At 55.0% G+C, this 20,262-nt stretch carries 19 protein-coding genes; 16 read left to right on the top strand and 3 right to left on the bottom strand.

The window, feature by feature from the left end; genetic code table 11:
* Positions 1 to 20: 20 nt before the first annotated feature.
* Positions 21 to 1,661 carry a flagellar hook-associated protein FlgK gene (flgK, locus tag G6Q29_RS11190; RefSeq protein ID WP_165465655.1) on the top strand — a complete coding sequence of 547 codons (1,641 nt, stop codon included), beginning with the start codon at positions 21 to 23 and terminating at the stop codon, positions 1,659 to 1,661.
* A 15-nt stretch (positions 1,662 to 1,676) separates the two neighbouring features.
* A complete protein-coding gene (flgL, locus tag G6Q29_RS11185) occupies positions 1,677 to 2,630 on the top strand; it encodes a flagellar hook-associated protein FlgL (RefSeq protein ID WP_165465654.1) in 954 nt (317 codons plus the stop codon).
* A 74-nt stretch (positions 2,631 to 2,704) separates the two neighbouring features.
* Here flgL and G6Q29_RS11180 read toward each other — a convergent pair whose 3' ends face one another.
* Positions 2,705 to 3,916: an MFS transporter gene (locus tag G6Q29_RS11180; protein WP_165465653.1), complete on the bottom strand. Its 1,212-nt coding sequence runs from the start codon at positions 3,914 to 3,916 to the stop codon at positions 2,705 to 2,707.
* 109 nt (positions 3,917 to 4,025) lie between these two features.
* On the opposite strand from G6Q29_RS11180, the gene G6Q29_RS11175 reads away from it, so the two are divergent.
* The gene (locus tag G6Q29_RS11175; protein ID WP_165465652.1) at positions 4,026 to 4,964 is read left to right on the top strand and encodes a LysR family transcriptional regulator; all 939 of its coding nucleotides are present in this window, start codon (positions 4,026 to 4,028) and stop codon (positions 4,962 to 4,964) included.
* A gap of 40 nt (positions 4,965 to 5,004) precedes the next feature.
* Here the strand turns inward: G6Q29_RS11175 and rne are convergent, their stop codons facing one another.
* Positions 5,005 to 8,136: a ribonuclease E gene (gene rne, locus G6Q29_RS11170; RefSeq protein ID WP_165465651.1), complete on the bottom strand. Its 3,132-nt coding sequence runs from the start codon at positions 8,134 to 8,136 to the stop codon at positions 5,005 to 5,007.
* Positions 8,137 to 8,706: 570 nt separating this feature from the next.
* On the opposite strand from rne, the gene rluC reads away from it, so the two are divergent.
* Complete coding sequence (gene rluC / locus G6Q29_RS11165) at positions 8,707 to 9,654, top strand: 23S rRNA pseudouridine(955/2504/2580) synthase RluC (protein ID WP_165465650.1); 948 nt, start codon at positions 8,707 to 8,709, stop codon at positions 9,652 to 9,654.
* An 83-nt stretch (positions 9,655 to 9,737) separates the two neighbouring features.
* Here the strand turns inward: rluC and G6Q29_RS11160 are convergent, their stop codons facing one another.
* Positions 9,738 to 10,322 carry a Maf family protein gene (locus G6Q29_RS11160; protein WP_032653209.1) on the bottom strand — a complete coding sequence of 195 codons (585 nt, stop codon included), beginning with the start codon at positions 10,320 to 10,322 and terminating at the stop codon, positions 9,738 to 9,740.
* Between the two features lie 140 nt (positions 10,323 to 10,462).
* Here G6Q29_RS11160 and yceD point away from each other — a divergent pair, with 140 nt between their 5' ends.
* The 12 genes from yceD (at position 10,463) to holB (ending at position 20,253) form a co-directional block, all read left to right on the top strand.
* Complete coding sequence (yceD, locus tag G6Q29_RS11155) at positions 10,463 to 10,984, top strand: 23S rRNA accumulation protein YceD (protein WP_126543712.1); 522 nt, start codon at positions 10,463 to 10,465, stop codon at positions 10,982 to 10,984.
* 16 nt (positions 10,985 to 11,000) lie between these two features.
* Positions 11,001 to 11,174: a 50S ribosomal protein L32 gene (rpmF, locus tag G6Q29_RS11150; protein ID WP_003857964.1), complete on the top strand. Its 174-nt coding sequence runs from the start codon at positions 11,001 to 11,003 to the stop codon at positions 11,172 to 11,174.
* Between the two features lie 81 nt (positions 11,175 to 11,255).
* Entirely contained in the window at positions 11,256 to 12,290 is a 1,035-nt protein-coding gene (gene plsX / locus G6Q29_RS11145) for a phosphate acyltransferase PlsX (protein WP_207309791.1), read from the top strand.
* Positions 12,291 to 12,296: 6 nt separating this feature from the next.
* Complete coding sequence (locus tag G6Q29_RS11140; RefSeq protein ID WP_165465648.1) at positions 12,297 to 13,250, top strand: beta-ketoacyl-ACP synthase III; 954 nt, start codon at positions 12,297 to 12,299, stop codon at positions 13,248 to 13,250.
* Positions 13,251 to 13,265: 15 nt separating this feature from the next.
* Complete coding sequence (fabD, locus tag G6Q29_RS11135) at positions 13,266 to 14,195, top strand: ACP S-malonyltransferase (RefSeq protein ID WP_165465647.1); 930 nt, start codon at positions 13,266 to 13,268, stop codon at positions 14,193 to 14,195.
* A gap of 12 nt (positions 14,196 to 14,207) precedes the next feature.
* Positions 14,208 to 14,942: a 3-oxoacyl-ACP reductase FabG gene (fabG, locus tag G6Q29_RS11130; protein WP_165465646.1), complete on the top strand. Its 735-nt coding sequence runs from the start codon at positions 14,208 to 14,210 to the stop codon at positions 14,940 to 14,942.
* 154 nt (positions 14,943 to 15,096) lie between these two features.
* Entirely contained in the window at positions 15,097 to 15,333 is a 237-nt protein-coding gene (gene acpP / locus G6Q29_RS11125) for an acyl carrier protein (protein WP_003857954.1), read from the top strand.
* Positions 15,334 to 15,424: 91 nt separating this feature from the next.
* The gene (gene fabF, locus G6Q29_RS11120; RefSeq protein ID WP_165465645.1) at positions 15,425 to 16,666 is read left to right on the top strand and encodes a beta-ketoacyl-ACP synthase II; all 1,242 of its coding nucleotides are present in this window, start codon (positions 15,425 to 15,427) and stop codon (positions 16,664 to 16,666) included.
* A 120-nt stretch (positions 16,667 to 16,786) separates the two neighbouring features.
* Entirely contained in the window at positions 16,787 to 17,596 is an 810-nt protein-coding gene (gene pabC, locus G6Q29_RS11115; RefSeq protein ID WP_165465644.1) for an aminodeoxychorismate lyase, read from the top strand.
* Between the two features lie 2 nt (positions 17,597 to 17,598).
* Complete coding sequence (gene yceG, locus G6Q29_RS11110) at positions 17,599 to 18,621, top strand: cell division protein YceG (RefSeq protein WP_165465643.1); 1,023 nt, start codon at positions 17,599 to 17,601, stop codon at positions 18,619 to 18,621.
* On the top strand, positions 18,611 to 19,252 hold the full coding sequence (gene tmk, locus G6Q29_RS11105; RefSeq protein WP_165465642.1) for a dTMP kinase: 642 nt from the start codon (positions 18,611 to 18,613) through the stop codon (positions 19,250 to 19,252). Before yceG ends, tmk begins: the two co-directional genes overlap by 11 nt.
* Positions 19,249 to 20,253, top strand: a complete 1,005-nt coding sequence (holB, locus tag G6Q29_RS11100) for a DNA polymerase III subunit delta' (RefSeq protein ID WP_165465641.1) — start codon at positions 19,249 to 19,251, stop codon at positions 20,251 to 20,253. The genes tmk and holB overlap by 4 nt, the downstream gene beginning before the upstream one ends.
* Positions 20,254 to 20,262: the final 9 nt, after the last annotated feature.

Genomic DNA, 20,262 nt, shown 5'->3' with positions numbered 1-20,262 from the left:
GAACGTATAAAAGGAACCCCATGTCCAGTTTGATTAACAGCGCCATGAGTGGCCTCAGTGCTGCGCAGTCGGCACTCAATACCGTCAGTAATAATATTTCAAGTTATAACGTGGCTGGTTATACCCGCCAGACCACCATACTGGGGGCATCCAACAGCACCCTGACCGGTGGCGGCTGGGTGGGTAACGGGGTCTATGTCTCCGGTGTTCAGCGTGAATATGATGCGTTTATCACCAACCAGCTACGCGCGGCGCAGAACCAGAGCAGTGGGCTGACCACGCGCTACCAGCAGATGTCAAAAATTGACGACGTGCTCTCGGATACCGCGAACTCGCTTTCTGCTAACCTCCAGGATTTCTTTAAAAGCCTGCAAACGCTGGTCAGTAACGCAGAAGATCCGGCTGCACGCCAGACGGTACTGGGGAAAGCGGATGGTCTGGTAAATCAGTTTAAAACCAACGATCAATATCTCCGCGATCAGGATGCGCAGGTTAATACCGCAATTTCTACCAGTGTCGATCAGATCAATAACTACGCGAAACAGATTGCCAATCTTAACGATCAGATCTCCCGACTGACTGGCGTCGGTGCGGGCGCATCCCCGAATGAGCTGCTCGATCAGCGCGATCAGCTGGTGAGTGAACTGAACAAGATTGTCGGTGTGGACGTCACCGTTCAGGACAGCGGCACCTACAACATCTCTATCGCCAACGGTTACACCCTGGTTCAGGGCAGTAACGCCAGCCAGCTGGCGGCGGTGAAATCCAGTGCGGACCCAGCGCGTACAACGATTGCGTATGTGGATGCCGCAGCGGGCAATGTAGAGATCTCAGAAAAACAGATCGCCACGGGGTCGCTTGGGGGGCTGTTAACGTTCCGTTCTCAGGATCTGGATCAGGCGCGAAATACGCTTAACCAGATGGCGCTGGCGTTTGCTGATGCCATGAACACCCAGCACCAGGCGGGCTTTGATGCCAACGGGGATAAAGGCGGCAAGCTGTTTGATTTTGGCTCTCCGGCAGTACTGAGTAACGGCAAAAACACCGGGGGCGCGTCCGTTACGGCCACAATGACGGACAGTACAAAGGTCCAGGCGACAAATTACAAGGTTGAGTACAACGGTACTGACTGGACAATCACGCGTCTGTCAGACAACACCAGCTTTACCGCCAAACCTGATACCAGCGGTAATCTGTCGTTTGATGGTCTCAACGTTAAGATTAGCGGCAAAGCCAATAATAAAGACAGTTTCATCGTCAAACCGGTGAATGACGTCATTGTGAATATGGACGTTGCGATCAGCGACGAATCCAAACTGGCGATGGCCTCCGCGAAAGGAAGCGGCGAAAGCGACAATACCAATGGCCAAAAGCTGCTGGATTTGCAGAGCGCCAAACTGGTGGGGGGGAACAAAACCTTTAACGATGCTTATGCCGCACTGGTCAGTACGGTGGGCAGCACCACGGCGTCGCTGAAAACCAGCAGCGAAACCAAAGTTAACGTGGTGACGCAGCTGACCAAACAACAGCAGTCAATCTCCGGGGTTAACCTGGATGAAGAGTATGGCAACCTGCAACGCTATCAGCAGTACTATCTGGCGAATGCGCAGGTGCTGCAAACGGCGAGCACGCTGTTTGATGCATTGATCAATATCCGCTAAGGCTGAGGCAAAAAAATGCGTATTAGTACACAAATGATGTATGAGCAAAGCATGCGCGGCGTGACGAATTCCCAAAGTCTCTGGCTCAGCTACGGCGAGCAGATGTCTACGGGGAAGCGCATCAACCGTCCGTCTGACGATCCTATTGCCGCCTCGCAGGCCGTTGTGCTCTCTCAGGCTCAAACGCAAAACAGCCAGTATGCGCTGGCGCGCTCCTTCGCTACGACGAAAGTCTCGCTGGAAGAGAACGTGTTATCGCAAGTGACAACCGCTATCCAGGCTGCTCAGGAAAAGATTGTTAATGCGGGTAATGGCACGTTAAGCGACGATGACCGCGCTTCGCTGGCAACGAACCTGCAAGGTATCCGCGATCAGCTCATGAACCTGGCTAACAGCACGGACGGTAACGGTCGCTATATTTTTTCCGGCTACAAAACCGAAGCAGCGGCTTTCGATCAGGCTACCGGTACGTATCAGGGCGGCGGAACACCCATCAGCCAGCAGGTTGACTCCGCGCGCACGATGCAAATCAGCCATACGGGCGCTGAAGTTTTCGCCAGCTTCACCAGCAATGCGAAACCAGAGCCGGCGGGGAGTACCCAGGAAACGAATTTGTTCAAGATCCTCGACGCTGCCATTGGTGCGCTGAATACACCGATTGGCGATGACGAAACGAAGGCTGAAGCGTTTACCGCGGCGATTGATAAAGCTAACCGTGGCCTGAGTAACTCCCTCAACAACGTTTTGACCGTGCGCGCCGACCTCGGCATCAAGCTGGATGAGCTTGGCAAGCTGGACGCTCTGGGTGAAGACCGCGCGCTGGGTCAAACCCAGCAGATGAGTAACCTTGTTGACGTGGACTGGAACTCGGTGATTTCGTCCTACACCATGCAGCAGGCGGCATTGCAGGCCTCGTATAAAGCCTTTAGCGATATGCAGGGTATGTCTTTGTTCCAGATGAACAAATAAGACTCTGACCTGTTTAACATGTCTTGAAACTGGGCATGTTTTGACTGCCCAACCCGTCCGGGTTGGGCATTTTTTTACACACTCTCTGCCTGTGCGGACAGCACCCGGGCGCTTTCAATCACTCTGATAGCCAGCGCAATGGCACCGCACAGGGTTGCCAGCGCCACCACGCCAGTCCAACCCGCCAGCGTATAGATATTGCTGCCTAATGCTGAACCCAGCGCCATTCCGATGAAAATGACGGTAAACAGCAGGGCGTTAAGCCGTCCACGTGCCTGTGGCTCAAGGCTGTAAACCAGGTTCTGGTGGGCCACGAGACTGGACTGCAACCCGAGATCGAAACCGACCGCGGAAAGGGCTATCAGGATCAACTGACCGTGTACACCCAGTGCCGGCATCAGGAACATCAGGGCAAACGAAAGGGTCACCAGCGCAGCACCCAGTTGGGTCACTTTACCGGCACCCAGCTTATCCGCCAGACCACCTGCCAGCGGTGCGGCAAGCGCGCCTGCGGCACCGGCAATACCAAACCCACCCGCTACGGCGCTGCCGAGGTGATACCGTTCCAGCAGCATAACCGCCAGCGTTGACCAGAATGCGCTAAAGGCAATCGACAGAAAACCCTGGGCCAGTGCGGCCCGACGCAGCGCCGGGTAGCGACGCCAGAGGTGTTCCATGGAGCGCATCAGCGCCGGGTAGCTTAGCGTGGAGTGAACGGCGAAGCGGGGAAGTACGGCCCACATCACCACGCCGATAAAGGCAATACTTGCGGCGGCCAGCTGATACATCACCCGCCAGCCAAAGGCTTCACCCACCACGCCGCTCACGGTTCTGGAGAGCAAAATCCCCAGCAGCAGGCCGGTCATCACCGTGCCGACCGTCTTACCCTGCCTGCCTTCCGGTGCCAGGATCGCTGCCGCTGGCACAATATCCTGCGCCATGGTGGCAGCCATGCCAATCAGCAGGCTGGTGAGCAGCAGTGAGTGCAGCTGTCCGGTCAGGCTACAGCCCAGCAGGAACAGCGCCAGAGCCGCACTTTTTATCAGGATCAGCGTTCTGCGGTCATGACGATCGCCGAGCGGGAGCAGAAACAGGATACCTAAGGCATAACCCGCCTGGGTAAGCGTCGGGACCATACCCATGCCTTCGATGCTCAGGTGCAGGTCTAAGCCCATCAGCGGCAGCAGAGGCTGGGCATAATAGATGGATGCCACGCTAAAGCCCGCACCGAGCGACAGCATTAAGATTACCCAGCGGCTTACGGCCCGGGTCGTAGTTGTGTTCATAAGATGTTCCTCATTCGTCGTGTGCGGCTATTTTTTATCAGTACGCCTTGCGACGGTAGCGGGCGCGGTGGTAAAACGCTTATACGTGTAGCGTATGGGCTAAAATGATATGAAAAGGTCTGAGCGTATAGATCGGGTAGAACTGATGCGAACGTTTGTTCGCATTGTGGAGGCGGGGTCTCTTTCTGCGGCAGCACGTCAGCTGGCAACAACCCAGGCCACGGTGAGCCGTCGGTTGCAAACGCTTGAGACCATGCTGGGAGTACGCCTGATGCTGCGCACAACCCATACGACCCGGCTGACCGATGACGGCGAACGCTGCTATCAGCATGCCCGACGGGTGATTGACAGCTGGCTGGCGCTGGAAGACGAGGTAGGGCAGACGGAAGATGAACCGGTTGGGGTGCTAAGGGTGCGCGCGCCGCACGCATTTGGCCAGGAGCAGCTTCTGAAACCGTTAACCGAATTTTTACAGCGCTATCCGCAGTTGTCCGTTGAGTGGATGCTCAACGATCGTTCGGTTGATTTCCTCGGCGACAACCTTGACTGTGCTATTCGGGTGGGAGTGGACGTCGATCCGGCGACCGTATCCGTGCTGCTGGCTGAAGTGCCGCGCTCGGTGGTGGCGTCACCGGAATTACTGGCCCGTTATCCCGCTGTTAAAACGCCGGAAGATTTGCAACAGCTTCCCTGGATTGCCATCAGCTCTTTTTATCAACGCCATGTGGACCTTTTCCACGATGCATCATCTGCCCCGGCGCGGGTTACCATTACTCCACGCCTGAGTACCGACAGCCTGTATGTGGCGCGCAATACGGCACTCACCGGGCTTGGCGTGGCGGTGGTATCCAGCTGGACGGTACAGGATGATATTCGGGAAGGGCGACTGGTGCATTTACTTCCAGAGTGGCAGCCGGCAGCGCTACCTGTACATCTGGTTTACCCCTGGTCTCGTTATTATCCGGCGCGCTTGCGGCGTTTTCTGGAGTTGATGCGGCAGATAATGCCGGGGGTCACCGGGATGAGAAAGCCCCTGCAACAGCCATAAAAAAGCCGACCCGAAGGTCGGCTTTCAGTCTTAGCGTGCGTTATTCCACAGGCTGAGGGCGTGTAGCAGGGGCAGTCGCCATGTGCGTTGCACTGTGACCACCGGCAGCACCTTTACCTTCGAAGTTGAATTCGGGACGAATCCAGTCGCTATGGCGTGGCGCTTCAGGTACATACTCAGGTGCCGGGGCGCGAGTCATCGGCGCGGTAGCAACGTGAGCGTGCGCTGGCGCGGCAACGGGCTCAACCGGCGCAGGCTTCACTTCAGGCGCTTTCACTTCTTCGACAACAGGTTCAACCTGAATCTCGACGTCCTGAACCACCTCTTCGGTAACCGTTTCGACGGCAACGTCTGCGGTTTCTTCCACTGCTGGTGCAGGTTCAGCGTGTGCCACGACCTCTTCAGCCACTACGGCATCTTCTTCGGCGATAATCTGCGGGGCGGCATCAACCGGTGCAGCAATCACTTCAGGATGGGTCGTTTCCACTTCCACAGCCTTTGGTGCGGCCGTTTCAACAGCATGAGGCTCAACAACCTGCGGCTCTGCCACGGTTGCCGCTTCAGTCACGACGTTTTCTGCCGCGGCTACCGGTGCAATTACCTCTTCGGTTACAGCCTGCTCTTCAACAGCCTGCTCAGGGCGAGCAACCGGATAGCGGATCCAGACTTTACCGGAGGCCATCTCAGGTGACGCGCACGCCACGGTCAGCGGCATTGGCGACTGAGTCGGGTAACGCTCGTCACGGTAGCGACGACGACGCTGGCCGCTCACGCGCAGGTGACGTGGAGAACGGCGGGAGCGACGCGGCATACCTGCGTTGTCACGGTTTTCGCTGCTCTCGTCCTGCTCAACCTGATTTTCCACCACGGCTGGCAGATCAACTTTCGCAACCTGTGTACCCGTTGTGGTTTCTGGCGCTTCGACCGCGATGACTTCGCTTTCTTCCGCCTGAACAGCACCCACACGTACTTTCTGGGTAAGCTGACGCTGCTTACGACGCGGCATAACCTGAGTGCGCTCTTCCTGCTCAGCGTCCGGCTGTTCTACAGGCGCTTCGCGGTTCAGGTTTTTGACTTCCTGCTGCGCCTGGCGTTTCTCGTCGTTACGACGACGGTTACGCTCGCGGCGAGGCTGCTGCTCGTCACGCTGTTTGCTCTTTTCGGACTCGTCGCCCGCCTGCTGGCGAATTTCACGATCTTCAACGTTCTGCTGTTGCTTCTCGCGACGGTTGCGACGGTTGTCCTCGCGTTGTTCACGACCTTCGTTGTTCTCGGAACGATTATCACGGCGCTCGTTACGATCGCTACGGTCGTTGCGGTCATTACGATCGCGACGATTGTTCTGACGCTTACGACGGTCCTGTTGACGCTCTGGTTTCGCTTCTTTTGGCGCTTCTTTCGGCTGCTCAGGCTGAACTTCTTCGCCAGCAAACATTTTTTTCAGCGCGCCGAAGAAGCGGCTCAGGAGACCCGGCTGCTCAGGCTGCGCTTTTAGCGCGGCAGGGGCCGTTTTTTGCACAGCAGGTTTTGCCGCTGGTTTTTCCAGCGTCGCTTCCGGCGGGGCTTCCGGCATAATGAAGGTTGCTAATGCAGGCTGCTCAGGCAGTTTACGCTCGGCAGGCTCTTCATCCGACGGCAGCGCCATTTCTTCTTCATGCAGCTTCGGCAGCAGGTAGCTGAGGGTGCTGGTCTCTTCGCCTTTACGCACGCGCAGCACGTGATAGTGCGGGGTTTGCATCTCGTCGTTTGGCACGATGATGCAGCGAACGCCGCCCTGACGCGCTTCGATTGCGCTTACCGCTGCACGTTTTTCGTTCAGCAGGTAGGAGGCAATCGGCACCGGAACAATAGCGTGAACCTCTTTGGTATTCTCTTTCAGCGCTTCTTCTTCAATCAGACGCAGGATAGAGAGGGAGAGGGATTCATTGTCACGCACCGTACCCGTGCCGGAACAACGCGGGCAGACGTGATGGCTGGACTCGCCGAGTGACGGACTGAGGCGCTGACGGGACATTTCCAGCAGGCCAAAGCGTGAAATATGGCTGATCTGAATACGCGCACGATCCTGGCGCACCGCTTCACGCAGACGGTTTTCAACCGCACGCTGGTGGCGAACCGGGGTCATATCAATGAAGTCGATAACGATCAGACCACCCAGGTCACGCAGGCGCAGCTGACGTGCAATCTCGTCTGCCGCTTCGAGGTTGGTGTTGAACGCCGTCTCTTCGATGTCGCCGCCGCGGGTTGCACGCGCGGAGTTGATGTCGATAGCGGTCAGCGCTTCGGTGGTATCGATAACGATAGAGCCGCCAGACGGCAGACGCACTTCACGCTGGAAGGCCGACTCGATCTGAGATTCAATCTGATAGTGGCTGAACAGCGGGATTTCACCGGTGTACAGTTTAATTTTGCTGGTGAAATCCGGGCGACCCAGCGCGGCGATATGCTGGCGAGCCAGCTCGAGCACTTTCGGGTTATCAATCAGAATTTCACCGATGTCCTGACGCAGATAATCACGGAAGGCACGCACAATAACGTTGCTTTCCTGGTGGATCAGGAACGGAGCAGGACGGCTTTCAGCCGCTTTCTTAATGGCTTCCCAGTGCTTCAGGCGGAAGCTCAGGTCCCACTGTAATGCTTCGGCAGATTTGCCGACGCCTGCGGTGCGCACGATAAGGCCCATGCCGTCTGGCAGCTCAAGACTTGCCAGCGCTTCTTTCAGCTCGGTACGGTCATCGCCTTCGATACGGCGAGAGATGCCACCCGCACGCGGGTTGTTTGGCATCAATACCAGATAGCTTCCTGCCAGACTGATAAAGGTGGTCAGTGCGGCACCTTTGTTGCCACGCTCTTCTTTATCGATCTGGACGATAACTTCCTGACCTTCGCGCAGAACATCTTTAATGTTCGGACGGCCATGGGAGTTGTAGTTTGCAGGGAAATATTCGCGGGCGATTTCTTTGAGAGGAAGGAAACCGTGACGCTCAGCACCGTAATCGACAAATGCAGCTTCAAGGCTTGGTTCAATGCGGGTGATTTTGCCTTTGTAAATGTTCGCTTTTTTCTGTTCGTGTCCAGGACTTTCGATATCCAGATCGTACAGGCGCTGCCCATCCACAAGGGCGACACGCAACTCTTCTTGCTGAGTTGCGTTGATTAACATTCTTTTCATCGTAACTTACTCGTTATTCTTACATTGACGACAAAGCTGCGGGCAAGGTGACGCTTTCCGGGGTATGAACCGATGGCCTCGTGTCTGTTCACGTCGCCAACCTCACGGTTGTCGCTCGCTTAAGAGGCGCAGAGTGTCGGTTGCCTGTATTTCATACGGAAACACAGCGCAATTATCAGGGGAATTGCCTGGGAAAACTCTCCAGAGAACAATCCTTATACCGGGAAGTACTGCAACCCGCAGCCCGCTAACTGCCTGAAAGATCAATACGTCTTACGCCATTGCTGCGTGGATGATCGGTCAGACAAAATTGGTCATTCCGTCGATATCCTTACAAAACCCGGATTTAACGCGGAAAACGGATTCATTATTCCACTGCTCGCCGGGTTATAGCAAGATGACTTTTACCAATTATCACCCGGTTACTCACAGTTTCTTCACTTCAACGGGGTGATTGGTTTAATAACCACCAAATCGATTGCGCGAAAGGGGAGTGGTCCGGATAAAAGTAAATATAAGCATAGAAAAATGAGTGGCGCTAATGCCTGACGCTATTTAGAATCGCCAACCATGAAAACAGAGACTCCAGCCGTAAAAATGGTTGCCATCGCCGACGATGACGCGGGGCAACGTATCGATAATTTTTTGCGCACCCAGTTGAAGGGCGTGCCAAAAAGTATGATTTATCGCATCTTGCGTAAGGGCGAGGTGCGGGTGAACAAAAAACGCGTGAAGCCCGAGTATAAGCTCGAGGCGGGCGATGAAGTCCGCATTCCGCCGGTACGTGTTGCAGAGCGTGAAGAAGAGGTCGTTTCTCCGAAGCTGCAAAAAGTCGCGGCCCTGAGCGACGTTATCCTTTATGAGGACGACCACATTCTGGTGCTGAATAAACCGTCCGGAACGGCGGTGCACGGCGGGAGCGGTCTGAGCTTCGGCGTGATTGAAGGGCTACGCGCGCTGCGCCCGGAAACGCGTTTCCTCGAACTGGTTCACCGTCTTGACCGTGATACCTCTGGCGTGCTGCTGGTAGCGAAAAAACGTTCTGCGCTGCGTTCCCTGCATGAACAGCTGCGTGAAAAAGGAATGCAGAAAGATTATCTGGCGCTGGTGCGCGGCCAGTGGCAGTCCCACGTGAAGGTGGTGCAGGCGCCGCTGCTGAAAAATATTCTGCAAAGCGGCGAGCGCATTGTTCGTGTTAATCAGGAAGGGAAACCGTCTGAGACACGCTTTAAAATCGAAGAGCGCTACGAATTTGCCACGCTGGTGCGCTGTAGTCCGGTGACGGGGCGTACCCACCAGATTCGCGTCCATACCCAGTTTGCTGGCCATCCGATTGCGTTTGATGACCGCTATGGCGATCGCGAATTTGATAAGCAGCTGGCGGGAACGGGGCTGTCGCGTCTGTTCCTGCATGCGGCAGCGCTGAAGTTCACCCATCCTAATACCGGCGAAGTTATCCGTATTGAAGCGCCGCTGGATGAGCAGCTCAAACGCTGTCTGAAAGTTCTGCGCGGCTGATTTTGTGCCGGGTGGCGCTGCGCTTACCCGGCCTACATGTTTTTCTCCCAGAGGGCTGGGGTGAGGGCATCAGGCCGCAACGGTCACATCGTCAGCGGATTACACTCTTCTCGCCTTAACATTTGGCACAGCGCAATCAGCGGCAACCCCACCAGTGTATTCGGATCGCGTCCGTCCAGCTTATCGAAGAGCGCAATCCCTAGTCCTTCACTTTTAAAGCTCCCCGCACAGTTCAGCGGACGTTCCCGTCGCACGTAATCCATAATCTCCTGCTCGCTGAGATGGCGGAAATGGACATCAAACGGCTCGCATTCGGTTTGCAGATGGCCTGAGGCCGAATTATAAAGTGCCAGACCCGTATAAAAAGTCACGATACTGCCTCGCGCACGTAGAAGCTGCTGGCAGGCGTTTTCTTCCGTATGCGGTTTACCGGTAATTTCGCCGTCCAGCACACAAACCTGATCGGAGCCTATAATCAGATGAGCGGGGTAACGTACGGCCAGAGACTGTGCTTTCTCCTTCGCGAGACGGGTCACCAGATGACGCGGCGACTCGCCCGGCTGTGGCGTCTCATCCACTTCCGGCGCGGCACATTCAAACGGGATCCCGAGCTTTTCCAGCAGCATTCGGCGATAAGGTGAAGTGGAAGCAAGGACGAGATTTGGCATATTTTTATCACCAGATATAGCGAATCGATGCCAGCCATTTTAAACTACAGGCCGCAATGTGTGCGAATAATTGGCAAAAGGCAGCTCTGGTTGCCTTTTTCTTTGACTCTATGACGTTACAAAGTTAATATGCGCGCCCTATGCAAAAGGTAAAATTACCCCTGACTCTTGATCCGGTTCGTACGGCTCAAAAACGCCTCGATTACGAAGGAATCTATTCTTCCGATCAGGCTGAGCGTATTGCCGAATCTGTAGTCAGTGTGGACAGTGATGTAGAATGCTCCATGTCGTTCGCTATCGACAACCAGCGACTCGCCGTGTTAACCGGTGATGCGAAGGTGACGGTAACGCTCGAATGTCAGCGTTGCGGGAAACCGTTTGTACAGCATGTTCACACAACGTATTGTTTCAGTCCGGTTCGTTCTGACGAACAGGCTGAGGCACTCCCGGAAGCGTATGAGCCGATTGAGGTTAACGAATTCGGTGAAATCGATCTTCTGGCGCTGGTTGAAGATGAAATCATCCTCTCCTTGCCAGTCGTTCCGGTGCATGATTCTGAACACTGTGAAGTGTCCGAGGCGGACATGGTCTTTGGGGAACTGCCTGATGAAGCGCAAAAACCAAACCCATTTGCCGTATTAGCCAGCTTAAAGCGTAAGTAATTGAGGAGTAAGGTCCATGGCCGTACAACAGAATAAACCAACCCGTTCCAAACGTGGCATGCGTCGTTCCCATGACGCGCTGACCGCAGTTACCAGCCTGTCTGTAGACAAGACTTCTGGTGAGAAACACCTGCGTCACCACATCACCGCTGACGGTTTCTACCGCGGCCGCAAGGTTATCACTAAGTAATCACGCGTTAGCGTGATTAGGCTTAGTGAGGAACTTCCCCGTGCAAACGGGGAGTTTACCGAACCAGGCTGCGACGATACCTTGACACGTCTAACCCTGGCGTTAGATGTCATGGGGGGAGATTTTGGCCCTACCGTGACAGTGCCTGCAGCATTGCAGGCACTGAATTCTAATTCGCAACTCACACTTCTTTTAGTCGGTAACCCCGACACAATCACGCCATTACTTGCAAAAGCTGACTTTGAACAACGTTCGCGTCTGCAGATTATTCCTGCGCAGTCAGTTATTGCCAGTGATGCCCGGCCATCGCAGGCTATTCGTAATAGCCGTGGCAGCTCTATGCGAACGGCGCTGGAGCTGGTGAAAGAGGGGCGCGCACAGGCTTGCGTCAGCGCGGGAAATACTGGCGCGTTGATGGGACTGTCGAAATTATTGCTCAAGCCGATTGAGGGCATTGAGCGCCCGGCGCTGGTGACGGTGTTACCGCATCAGCAGAAGGGCAAAACGGTGGTGCTCGATTTGGGTGCTAACGTAGATTGTGATAGTACAATGCTGGCTCAGTTTGCCGTTATGGGGTCGGTGCTGGCAGAAGACGTGGTCGGGATTAACAATCCCCGCGTTGCGCTATTGAATATCGGTGAAGAAGAGACCAAAGGCCTGGACAGTATTCGCGACGCTGCGGAGATACTCAAGCAGGTCCCCTCCATCAACTATATTGGTTATCTCGAAGCCAATGAGTTGCTGACGGGCAAAACGGATGTATTAGTGTGTGATGGCTTCACCGGAAACGTAACGTTGAAGACCATGGAAGGGGTCGTAAGAATGTTTCTTTCTCTGCTGAAATCGCAGGGAGAAGGTAAAAAAAGGTCCTGGTGGCTGATTATATTAAAGCGTTGGTTACAAAAAAGCCTGACGCGGCGATTCAGTCACCTCAACCCCGACCAGTATAATGGCGCCTGTCTGTTAGGATTGCGCGGCATCGTGATTAAGAGTCATGGGGCCGCCAATCAGCGAGCATTTACCGTCGCGATTGAACAGGCAGTGCAGGCGGTGCAGCGACAAGTCCCTCAGAGGATTGCCGCTCGCCTGGGATCTGTATTAGCTAAAAGTGACTGAGCGTACATGTATACGAAGATTTTAGGTACCGGCAGCTACCTGCCAAAACAAGTGCGTACCAACGCCGATCTTGAAAAAATGGTAGATACGTCTGACGAGTGGATTGTCACGCGCACAGGTATCCGTGAACGTCGTATCGCCGCGCCAGACGAAACCGTGTCCACCATGGGCTACGAAGCCGCACAGCGTGCGCTTGAGATGGCGGGCATTGATAAAGAACAGATCGGGCTTATCGTGGTGGCGACCACCTCGGCCACGCATGCCTTTCCAAGCGCAGCGTGCCAGGTGCAGAACATGCTCGGCATTAAAGGCTGCCCGGCATTTGACGTTGCCGCTGCGTGCGCGGGCTTTACCTATGCGCTGAGCATCGCCGATCAGTACGTAAAATCGGGCGCCGTACAATATGCGCTGGTGATCGGTGCTGACGTGCTGGCGCGGACCTGCGATCCAGCCGATCGCGGCACGATCATTATTTTTGGCGATGGTGCGGGCGCGGTGCTGCTGGGGCAGTCCGAAGAGCCGGGTATCATCTCCACGCATCTGCATGCTGACGGTCGCTATGGCGAGCTGTTAACGCTGCCTAACGCCGATCGCGTTAATCCGGACAGTTCGATTTATCTGACCATGGCAGGTAACGAGGTGTTCAAAGTCGCCGTGACTGAACTCGCTCACATTGTTGATGAGACACTGGAAGCGAACAATCTGGATCGCGCCGCCCTCGACTGGCTGGTACCGCATCAGGCTAACCTGCGTATTATCAGCGCGACGGCGAAGAAGCTGGGCATGTCTATGGATAATGTTGTGGTAACGCTCGATCGCCACGGCAACACCTCTGCGGCATCGGTACCATGCGCATTTGACGAAGCGGTACGCGATGGGCGAATTAAACGGGGCCAACTGGTCTTGCTTGAAGCCTTTGGTGGTGGGTTCACCTGGGGTTCCGCGCTGGTTCGTTTCTAGGATAAGGATTAAAAAATGACGCAATTTGCTTTTGTGTTCCCAGGACAGGGCTCGCAAACTGTTGGGATGTTGTCTGAAATGGCAGCAAACTATCCGGTTATTGAAGAGACTTTCCGTGAAGCTTCTGACGCGCTGGGTTATGATCTGTGGGCGCTGACTCAACAGGGTCCGGCCGAAGAGCTGAATAAAACCTGGCAGACTCAACCGGCACTGCTGGCGGCATCCGTCGCATTGTGGCGCGTATGGCAGCAGCAGGGCGGCAAAGCGCCGACGCTGATGGCGGGTCACAGTCTGGGTGAATACTCTGCGCTGGTTTGCGCAGGCGTGATTACCTTCGCTGACGCGGTACGTCTGGTTGAAATGCGTGGTAAATTCATGCAGGAAGCGGTGCCAGAAGGCACGGGCGGCATGTCTGCCATTATTGGCCTGGATGATGCTTCTATCGCTAAAGCCTGTGAAGAATCTGCTGAAGGTCAGGTCGTTTCTCCGGTAAACTTTAACTCGCCAGGCCAGGTGGTTATCGCCGGTCATAAAGAGGCGGTTGAGCGCGCTGGTGCGGCCTGTAAAGCTGCGGGTGCAAAACGTGCTCTGCCATTGCCGGTGAGCGTACCTTCTCACTGTGCGCTGATGAAGCCTGCTGCCGATAAGCTGGCGGTTGAGCTGGAAAAAATGACCTTTAACGCACCGACGATTTCCGTTGTGAATAACGTCGATGTGAAGTGCGAAACCGCACCCGACGCGATCCGTAACGCGCTGGTTCGTCAGCTATACAGCCCGGTGCAGTGGACCAAAACCGTTGAGTTTATGGCGTCTCAGGGCGTTGAACATCTGTATGAAGTCGGACCTGGTAAGGTACTTACCGGCCTGACAAAACGTATTGTAGACACCCTGACTGCCTCGGCGATTAACGAGCCGGAAGCAATGAAAGCGGCACTCTCGCAATAAAAGAGGAATACCATGAGTTTTGAAGGAAAAATTGCACTGGTGACCGGCGCTAGCCGCGGTATTGGGCGCGCTATTGCTGAAACACTGGTTGCGCGCGGCGCGACGGTGATCGGGACTGCGACAAGCGAGAATGGCGCACAGGCCATCAGCGACTATCTGGGTGCGAACGGTAAAGGTCTGGTTCTGAATGTGACTGAACCAGCATCTATCGAATCTGTTCTGGAAAATATTCGCGCAGAGTTTGGCGAAGTGGATATTCTGGTCAATAATGCCGGGATCACTCGCGACAACCTGCTGATGCGAATGAAAGATGACGAGTGGAACGATATTATCGAAACCAACCTGTCATCTGTATTCCGTCTGTCAAAAGCGGTAATGCGCGCTATGATGAAAAAGCGTCATGGTCGTATTATCACTGTAGGTTCTGTGGTTGGTACCATGGGAAATGCTGGTCAGGCTAACTACGCTGCGGCGAAAGCAGGTCTGATCGGTTTCAGTAAGTCGCTGGCGCGTGAAGTCGCGTCCCGCGGAATTACTGTAAACGTTGTTGCTCCGGGCTTTATTGAAACGGACATGACGCGTGCGCTAACTGAAGAACAGCGTGCGGGTACGCTGGCGGCAGTTCCGGCGGGTCGTCTTGGCGACCCTAAAGAAATCGCCAGCGCGGTTGCATTTTTAGCCTCTGACGAAGCGGGTTACATCACTGGTGAAACCCTCCACGTCAACGGCGGGATGTACATGGTTTAATCACGATCGAAAATATTTGCGTTATTTGGGCAAATGGCCTCAAAATAACGTAAAATCGTGGTAAGACCTGCCGGGATTTAGTTGCAAATTTTTCAACATTTTATACACTACGAAAACCATCGCGAAAGCGAGTTTTGATAGGAAATTTAAGAGTATGAGCACTATCGAAGAACGCGTTAAGAAAATTATCGGCGAACAGCTGGGCGTTAAGCAGGAAGAAGTTGTGAACTCCGCTTCCTTCGTTGAAGACCTGGGCGCAGATTCTCTTGACACCGTTGAGCTGGTAATGGCTCTGGAAGAAGAGTTTGATACTGAGATTCCGGACGAAGAAGCTGAGAAGATCACCACCGTTCAGGCTGCCATTGATTACATCAACGGTCACCAGGCGTAAGTGAACATCTCCAGGCGGTCATTCGACCGCCTGAGTTTTATCTTTTTTTGTCCCACGAATCTCTTTTTTTATCCCTCCCTGGAGGACAAACGTGTCTAAGCGTCGTGTAGTTGTGACCGGACTTGGCATGTTGTCTCCTGTCGGCAATACCGTAGAGTCCACCTGGAAAGCTCTTCTTGCCGGTCAGAGCGGCATCAGCCTAATCGACCATTTCGATACTAGCGCCTATGCAACGAAATTTGCTGGCTTAGTAAAGGATTTTAACTGTGAAGAGATCATCTCGCGCAAAGAACAGCGCAAGATGGATGCCTTCATTCAATATGGAATTGTCGCTGGCGTTCAGGCCATGCAGGATTCTGGCCTTGAAATTACGGAAGAGAACGCAACCCGTATTGGTGCCGCTATCGGCTCCGGGATTGGCGGTCTTGGCCTGATCGAGGAAAACCACTCATCCCTGATGAATGGTGGCCCGCGTAAAATCAGCCCGTTCTTCGTTCCGTCTACGATTGTCAACATGGTGGCAGGTCACCTGACCATCATGTTCGGCCTGCGTGGCCCAAGCATCTCAATCGCGACTGCCTGTACGTCTGGCGTGCATAATATCGGCCAGGCCGCGCGTATCATCGCGTATGGTGATGCAGATGCTATGGTTGCGGGCGGTGCTGAAAAAGCCAGTACCCCACTGGGCGTCGGTGGCTTCGGTGCAGCGCGTGCGCTCTCTACCCGTAACGATAATCCTCAGGCGGCAAGCCGTCCGTGGGATAAAGACCGTGACGGTTTTGTATTGGGTGACGGTGCAGGCATGCTTGTGCTGGAAGAGTACGAACACGCGAAAAAACGCGGCGCGAAAATTTATGCTGAAGTCGTTGGCTTTGGCATGAGCAGCGATGCTTATCACATGACGTCTCCTCCAGAGAACGGCGCAGGTGCTGCGCTGGCGATGGAAAACGCCATCCGTGATGCGGGCATTACGCCGGCACAGATTGGCTACGTTAACGCGCATGGCACTTCTACGCCAGCAGGCGATAAAGCAGAAGCGCAGGCGGTTAAGTCTATCTTCGGCGAATCGGCCAGCCGTGTACTGGTGAGCTCCACGAAATCCATGACCGGTCACCTGTTGGGTGCAGCGGGGGCAGTAGAGTCAATTTACTCTATTCTCGCACTGCGCGATCAGGCTGTACCGCCAACCATTAACCTGGATAATCCGGATGAAGGTTGCGATTTGGACTTCGTTCCTCACGAAGCGCGCCAGGTCAGCGGTATGGAATACACCCTGTGTAACTCCTTCGGCTTCGGTGGCACAAACGGTTCTCTGATCTTCAAAAAGGTCTGAGTCTGATTCGTCGCTGTCAATAAAAAAGGTCCGCTTGACGGGCCTTTTTTATTAGGTGAAATCCCCTTGTCGGGCTACCAACATCCTGCCAGACTGAGCCTCCATGCATAAGGAGCCACAATGTTTTTAATTAATGGCCTTGAGCAAGAAACGCTGCCGGCCAGCGACAGGGCGACCCAGTTTGGCGATGGCTGTTTCACAACTGCGCGTATTCTCGACGGTGGCGTGTGCCTGCTCGGGGCCCATATCCGTCGTTTACAAAAAGCCTGCGAATCATTACTGATCCCCTTTTCGCAGTGGGACATTCTTGAAGGTGAAATGCGGCGGCTCGCGTCTGATAAAGCCCACGGTGTCCTGAAAGTTATCATTAGTCGCGGCAGCGGAGGCAGGGGCTATAGCGGCGCTGCTTGCCTGCATCCTACGCGTATTCTTTCCGTGTCTGATTACCCTTCCCATTACGCGCGCTGGCGTAAAGAGGGCGTAGTCCTGGCGCTCAGCCCGGTACGTTTGGGGCGAAACCCGAGTCTCGCTGGCATAAAACATCTCAACCGCCTTGAGCAGGTGCTTATTCGTACTCATCTTGAGCAGACGGAGGCCGGGGAGGCGCTGGTTCTTGACAGCGAAGGGTACATTACGGAATGCTGTGCGGCTAATTTACTCTGGCGGAAGGGTAGTGACGTGTTCACGCCTTCGCTGGAGCAGGCCGGAGTCAACGGCATTATGCGGCAGTTTTGTATGCATCAGCTGGCACGCGCAGGCTTTCGCGTTGCTGAAGTCAACGCTAAGGAAGAGGCGCTGCGGGTCGCTGATGAAGTCGTTATCTGCAATGCGCTGATGCCCGTTGTCCCCGTTCGCGCTTATGGTCACCAGTGCTGGTCATCCCGCGAGCTGTTCCAGTTTTTAGCCCCGATTTGTGAGCAAACCAGATAGTCATGAAGAAAATGTTGCGCTTTGTCCTTCTCCTTATTGCTGCGTTGGGTATCGCTGGCGGAGCGGGAGTATGGAAAGTTCGCCAACTGGCGGACAGTGAAATCCTGATTAAAGACGAGACGATTTTTACCCTGAAAGCGGGGACCGGGCGGCAGGCGCTTGGTCAGCAGCTGTATGGCGACAAAATTATCAATCGCCCACGCGTATTCCAGTGGCTGCTTCGTATTGAGCCGGAACTGTCCCACTTCAAGGCGGGCACCTATCGCTTTACCCCAGGCATGACCGTGCGCGAGATGCTGCAACTGCTGGAAAGTGGTAAAGAAGCCCAGTTTCCGCTGCGTTTTGTCGAAGGTATGCGTCTGAGCGATTACCTCAGGCAGTTGCGAGACGCGCCGTACATCAAGCATACGCTGAAAGATGACCGCTACCAGACCGTGGCAGAAGCCTTAAAATTCGAACATCCCGAGTGGGTGGAAGGCTGGTTCTGGCCCGATACGTGGATGTATACGGCAGGCACGACGGATGTGGCAATTCTGAAGCGCGCGCACAACAAGATGGTCGCGGCGGTAGGAACTGCCTGGAAAGGGCGAGCGGAGGGTCTGCCTTATAAAGATCAAAACCAGTTCATGACGATGGCCTCGATCATCGAGAAAGAGACGGCCGTTGCTGCCGAACGCGATCAGGTTGCCTCGGTGTTTATTAACCGGCTCCGCATCGGCATGCGGTTGCAAACCGATCCTACCGTCATCTACGGCATGGGCGAAAACTACAACGGTAGAATTTCCAGAAAAGATCTGGAGACGCCAACGGCGTATAATACCTACGTAATTAGCGGCCTGCCGCCTGGACCGATTGCGACGCCGAGTGAAGCATCGTTGAAGGCCGCAGCGCATCCGGCCAAAACCCCGTATCTCTATTTTGTGGCTGATGGAAAAGGGGGGCACACGTTCAATACTAACCTGGCCAGCCACAATCGCTCCGTTCAGGACTATCTGAAGGCACTTAAGGAAAAAAATGCGCAGTAAATACATTGTCATTGAGGGACTCGAAGGGGCGGGTAAAACCACCGCACGTAACGTGGTGGTTGATACGCTGCAATCGCTTGGCGTCGCCGACATGGTCTTCACCCGCGAGCCGGGCGGTACGCAGCTGGCGGAAAAACTGCGCAGCCTGGTTCTGGATATCAAATCCGTTGGCGATGAAGTTATTACCGATAAAGCGGAAGTGCTGATGTTCTATGCGGCGCGCGTTCAGCTGGTGGATACGGTGATCAAGCCCGCTCTGGCTGAAGGGAAATGGGTGATTGGCGATCGCCACGATCTCTCAACCCAGGCGTATCAGGGTGGCGGCCGAGGTATCGATCAAACCATGTTGGCTACGCTTCGCGACGCGGTTCTGGGCGATTTTCGTCCTGACCTGACGCTGTATCTGGACGTGACCCCTGAGGTGGGGCTGAAGCGCGCCCGGGCCCGCGGCGAACTGGACCGCATTGAACAGGAGTCTTTCGACTTCTTTAACCGCACCCGCGCGCGTTATCTGGAACTGGCAGGGCAGGACAAGACCATTCGCACCATCGATGCGACGCAATCCCTTGAAGACGTGACGCGTGATATTCAGCTGACCGTTACGCAGTGGCATCAGGAGCAGCAGGCATGAAATGGTATCCATGGTTGCGCCCACACTTTGAACAGCTGATCGGTAGCTATCAGGTTGGTCGGGGGCATCATGCGTTACTGATCCAGGCGCTGCCGGGAATGGGTGATGATGCATTGATTTACGCCATCACCCGCTTTCTGATGTGCCAACAGCCGGAAGGGCATAAAAGCTGCGGTAAGTGCCGGGGTTGCCAGCTTATGCAGGCGGGCACGCATCCTGACTATTACACCCTCGAACCGGAGAAGGGCAAAAATACGCTCGGTATTGACGCGGTGCGTGAGGTCAGTGAGAAACTGTACGAATATGCGCGTCTGGGCGGGGCGAAAGTAGTATGGCTGAAAGACGCCGCACTGCTCACGGAAGCGGCAGCCAACGCCTTGTTAAAAACCCTGGAAGAGCCGCCAGAGAATACCTGGTTTTTCCTCTCCTGCCGTGAGCCGGAACGCTTGCTGGCGACGCTGCGCAGTCGCTGCCTTCTTCACCACCTCGCTGTTCCTCAGGAATCCTGGGCGCTCGCCTGGCTTGAGCGAGAAGTGACGGTGTCACAAGATGCGGCGCGCTCGGCGTTGCGCTTGTGCAGCGGTGCGCCTGCGGCTGCGCTGGCCTTATTGCAGCCGGAGGTGTGGTCCCAGCGTGAAACGCTGTGTCGTGCGGTTGAATCAGCCCTCGACAGCCATGACTGGCTGAGCGTGCTGCCAGCGCTGAACAGCGATCGGGCACCGGAACGGCTGCACTGGCTGGCCGCACTGCTGCTGGATGCGCTCAAAATCCAGCAGGGGGCGACGCTTCTGACTAACCCTGACGTGTGGGCGCTGGTCAACACGCTGGCGAATCGCCTGTCAGGGCAGTCGCTGCACGCTATCCTTCATGATATCTGCCAGAGTCGTGAACAACTATTGACAGTGACCGGTCTCAATCGCGAGCTTTTACTGACCGACCAGTTACTGCGTATCGAACACTACCTGCAACCGGGCGTCATACCGCCGGTTTCCCACCTCTGAGAGAGACAT

The organism is Enterobacter cloacae (assembly GCF_011078175.1).
In the GTDB taxonomy this organism is placed as follows: Bacteria; Pseudomonadota; Gammaproteobacteria; order Enterobacterales; family Enterobacteriaceae; genus Enterobacter; species Enterobacter cloacae_Q.
This window is presented reverse-complemented; position numbering and strand designations above follow the sequence as displayed.

What these genes read in the sequence shown, in the direction of transcription:
- holB (WP_165465641.1), top strand. Translation starts at nt 19,249, where the DNA reads ATGAAATGGTATCCATGGTTGCGCCCACACTTTGAACAGCTGATCGGT.
- rne (WP_165465651.1), bottom strand. Translation starts at nt 8,136, where the DNA reads ATGAAAAGAATGTTAATCAACGCAACTCAGCAAGAAGAGTTGCGTGTC.
- tmk (WP_165465642.1), top strand. Translation starts at nt 18,611, where the DNA reads ATGCGCAGTAAATACATTGTCATTGAGGGACTCGAAGGGGCGGGTAAA.
- flgK (WP_165465655.1), top strand. Translation starts at nt 21, where the DNA reads ATGTCCAGTTTGATTAACAGCGCCATGAGTGGCCTCAGTGCTGCGCAG.
- G6Q29_RS11140 (WP_165465648.1), top strand. Translation starts at nt 12,297, where the DNA reads ATGTATACGAAGATTTTAGGTACCGGCAGCTACCTGCCAAAACAAGTG.
- rpmF (WP_003857964.1), top strand. Translation starts at nt 11,001, where the DNA reads ATGGCCGTACAACAGAATAAACCAACCCGTTCCAAACGTGGCATGCGT.
- fabG (WP_165465646.1), top strand. Translation starts at nt 14,208, where the DNA reads ATGAGTTTTGAAGGAAAAATTGCACTGGTGACCGGCGCTAGCCGCGGT.
- yceG (WP_165465643.1), top strand. Translation starts at nt 17,599, where the DNA reads ATGAAGAAAATGTTGCGCTTTGTCCTTCTCCTTATTGCTGCGTTGGGT.
- fabD (WP_165465647.1), top strand. Translation starts at nt 13,266, where the DNA reads ATGACGCAATTTGCTTTTGTGTTCCCAGGACAGGGCTCGCAAACTGTT.
- G6Q29_RS11180 (WP_165465653.1), bottom strand. Translation starts at nt 3,916, where the DNA reads ATGAACACAACTACGACCCGGGCCGTAAGCCGCTGGGTAATCTTAATG.
- acpP (WP_003857954.1), top strand. Translation starts at nt 15,097, where the DNA reads ATGAGCACTATCGAAGAACGCGTTAAGAAAATTATCGGCGAACAGCTG.
- G6Q29_RS11160 (WP_032653209.1), bottom strand. Translation starts at nt 10,322, where the DNA reads ATGCCAAATCTCGTCCTTGCTTCCACTTCACCTTATCGCCGAATGCTG.
- G6Q29_RS11175 (WP_165465652.1), top strand. Translation starts at nt 4,026, where the DNA reads ATGAAAAGGTCTGAGCGTATAGATCGGGTAGAACTGATGCGAACGTTT.
- flgL (WP_165465654.1), top strand. Translation starts at nt 1,677, where the DNA reads ATGCGTATTAGTACACAAATGATGTATGAGCAAAGCATGCGCGGCGTG.
- rluC (WP_165465650.1), top strand. Translation starts at nt 8,707, where the DNA reads ATGAAAACAGAGACTCCAGCCGTAAAAATGGTTGCCATCGCCGACGAT.
- yceD (WP_126543712.1), top strand. Translation starts at nt 10,463, where the DNA reads ATGCAAAAGGTAAAATTACCCCTGACTCTTGATCCGGTTCGTACGGCT.
- pabC (WP_165465644.1), top strand. Translation starts at nt 16,787, where the DNA reads ATGTTTTTAATTAATGGCCTTGAGCAAGAAACGCTGCCGGCCAGCGAC.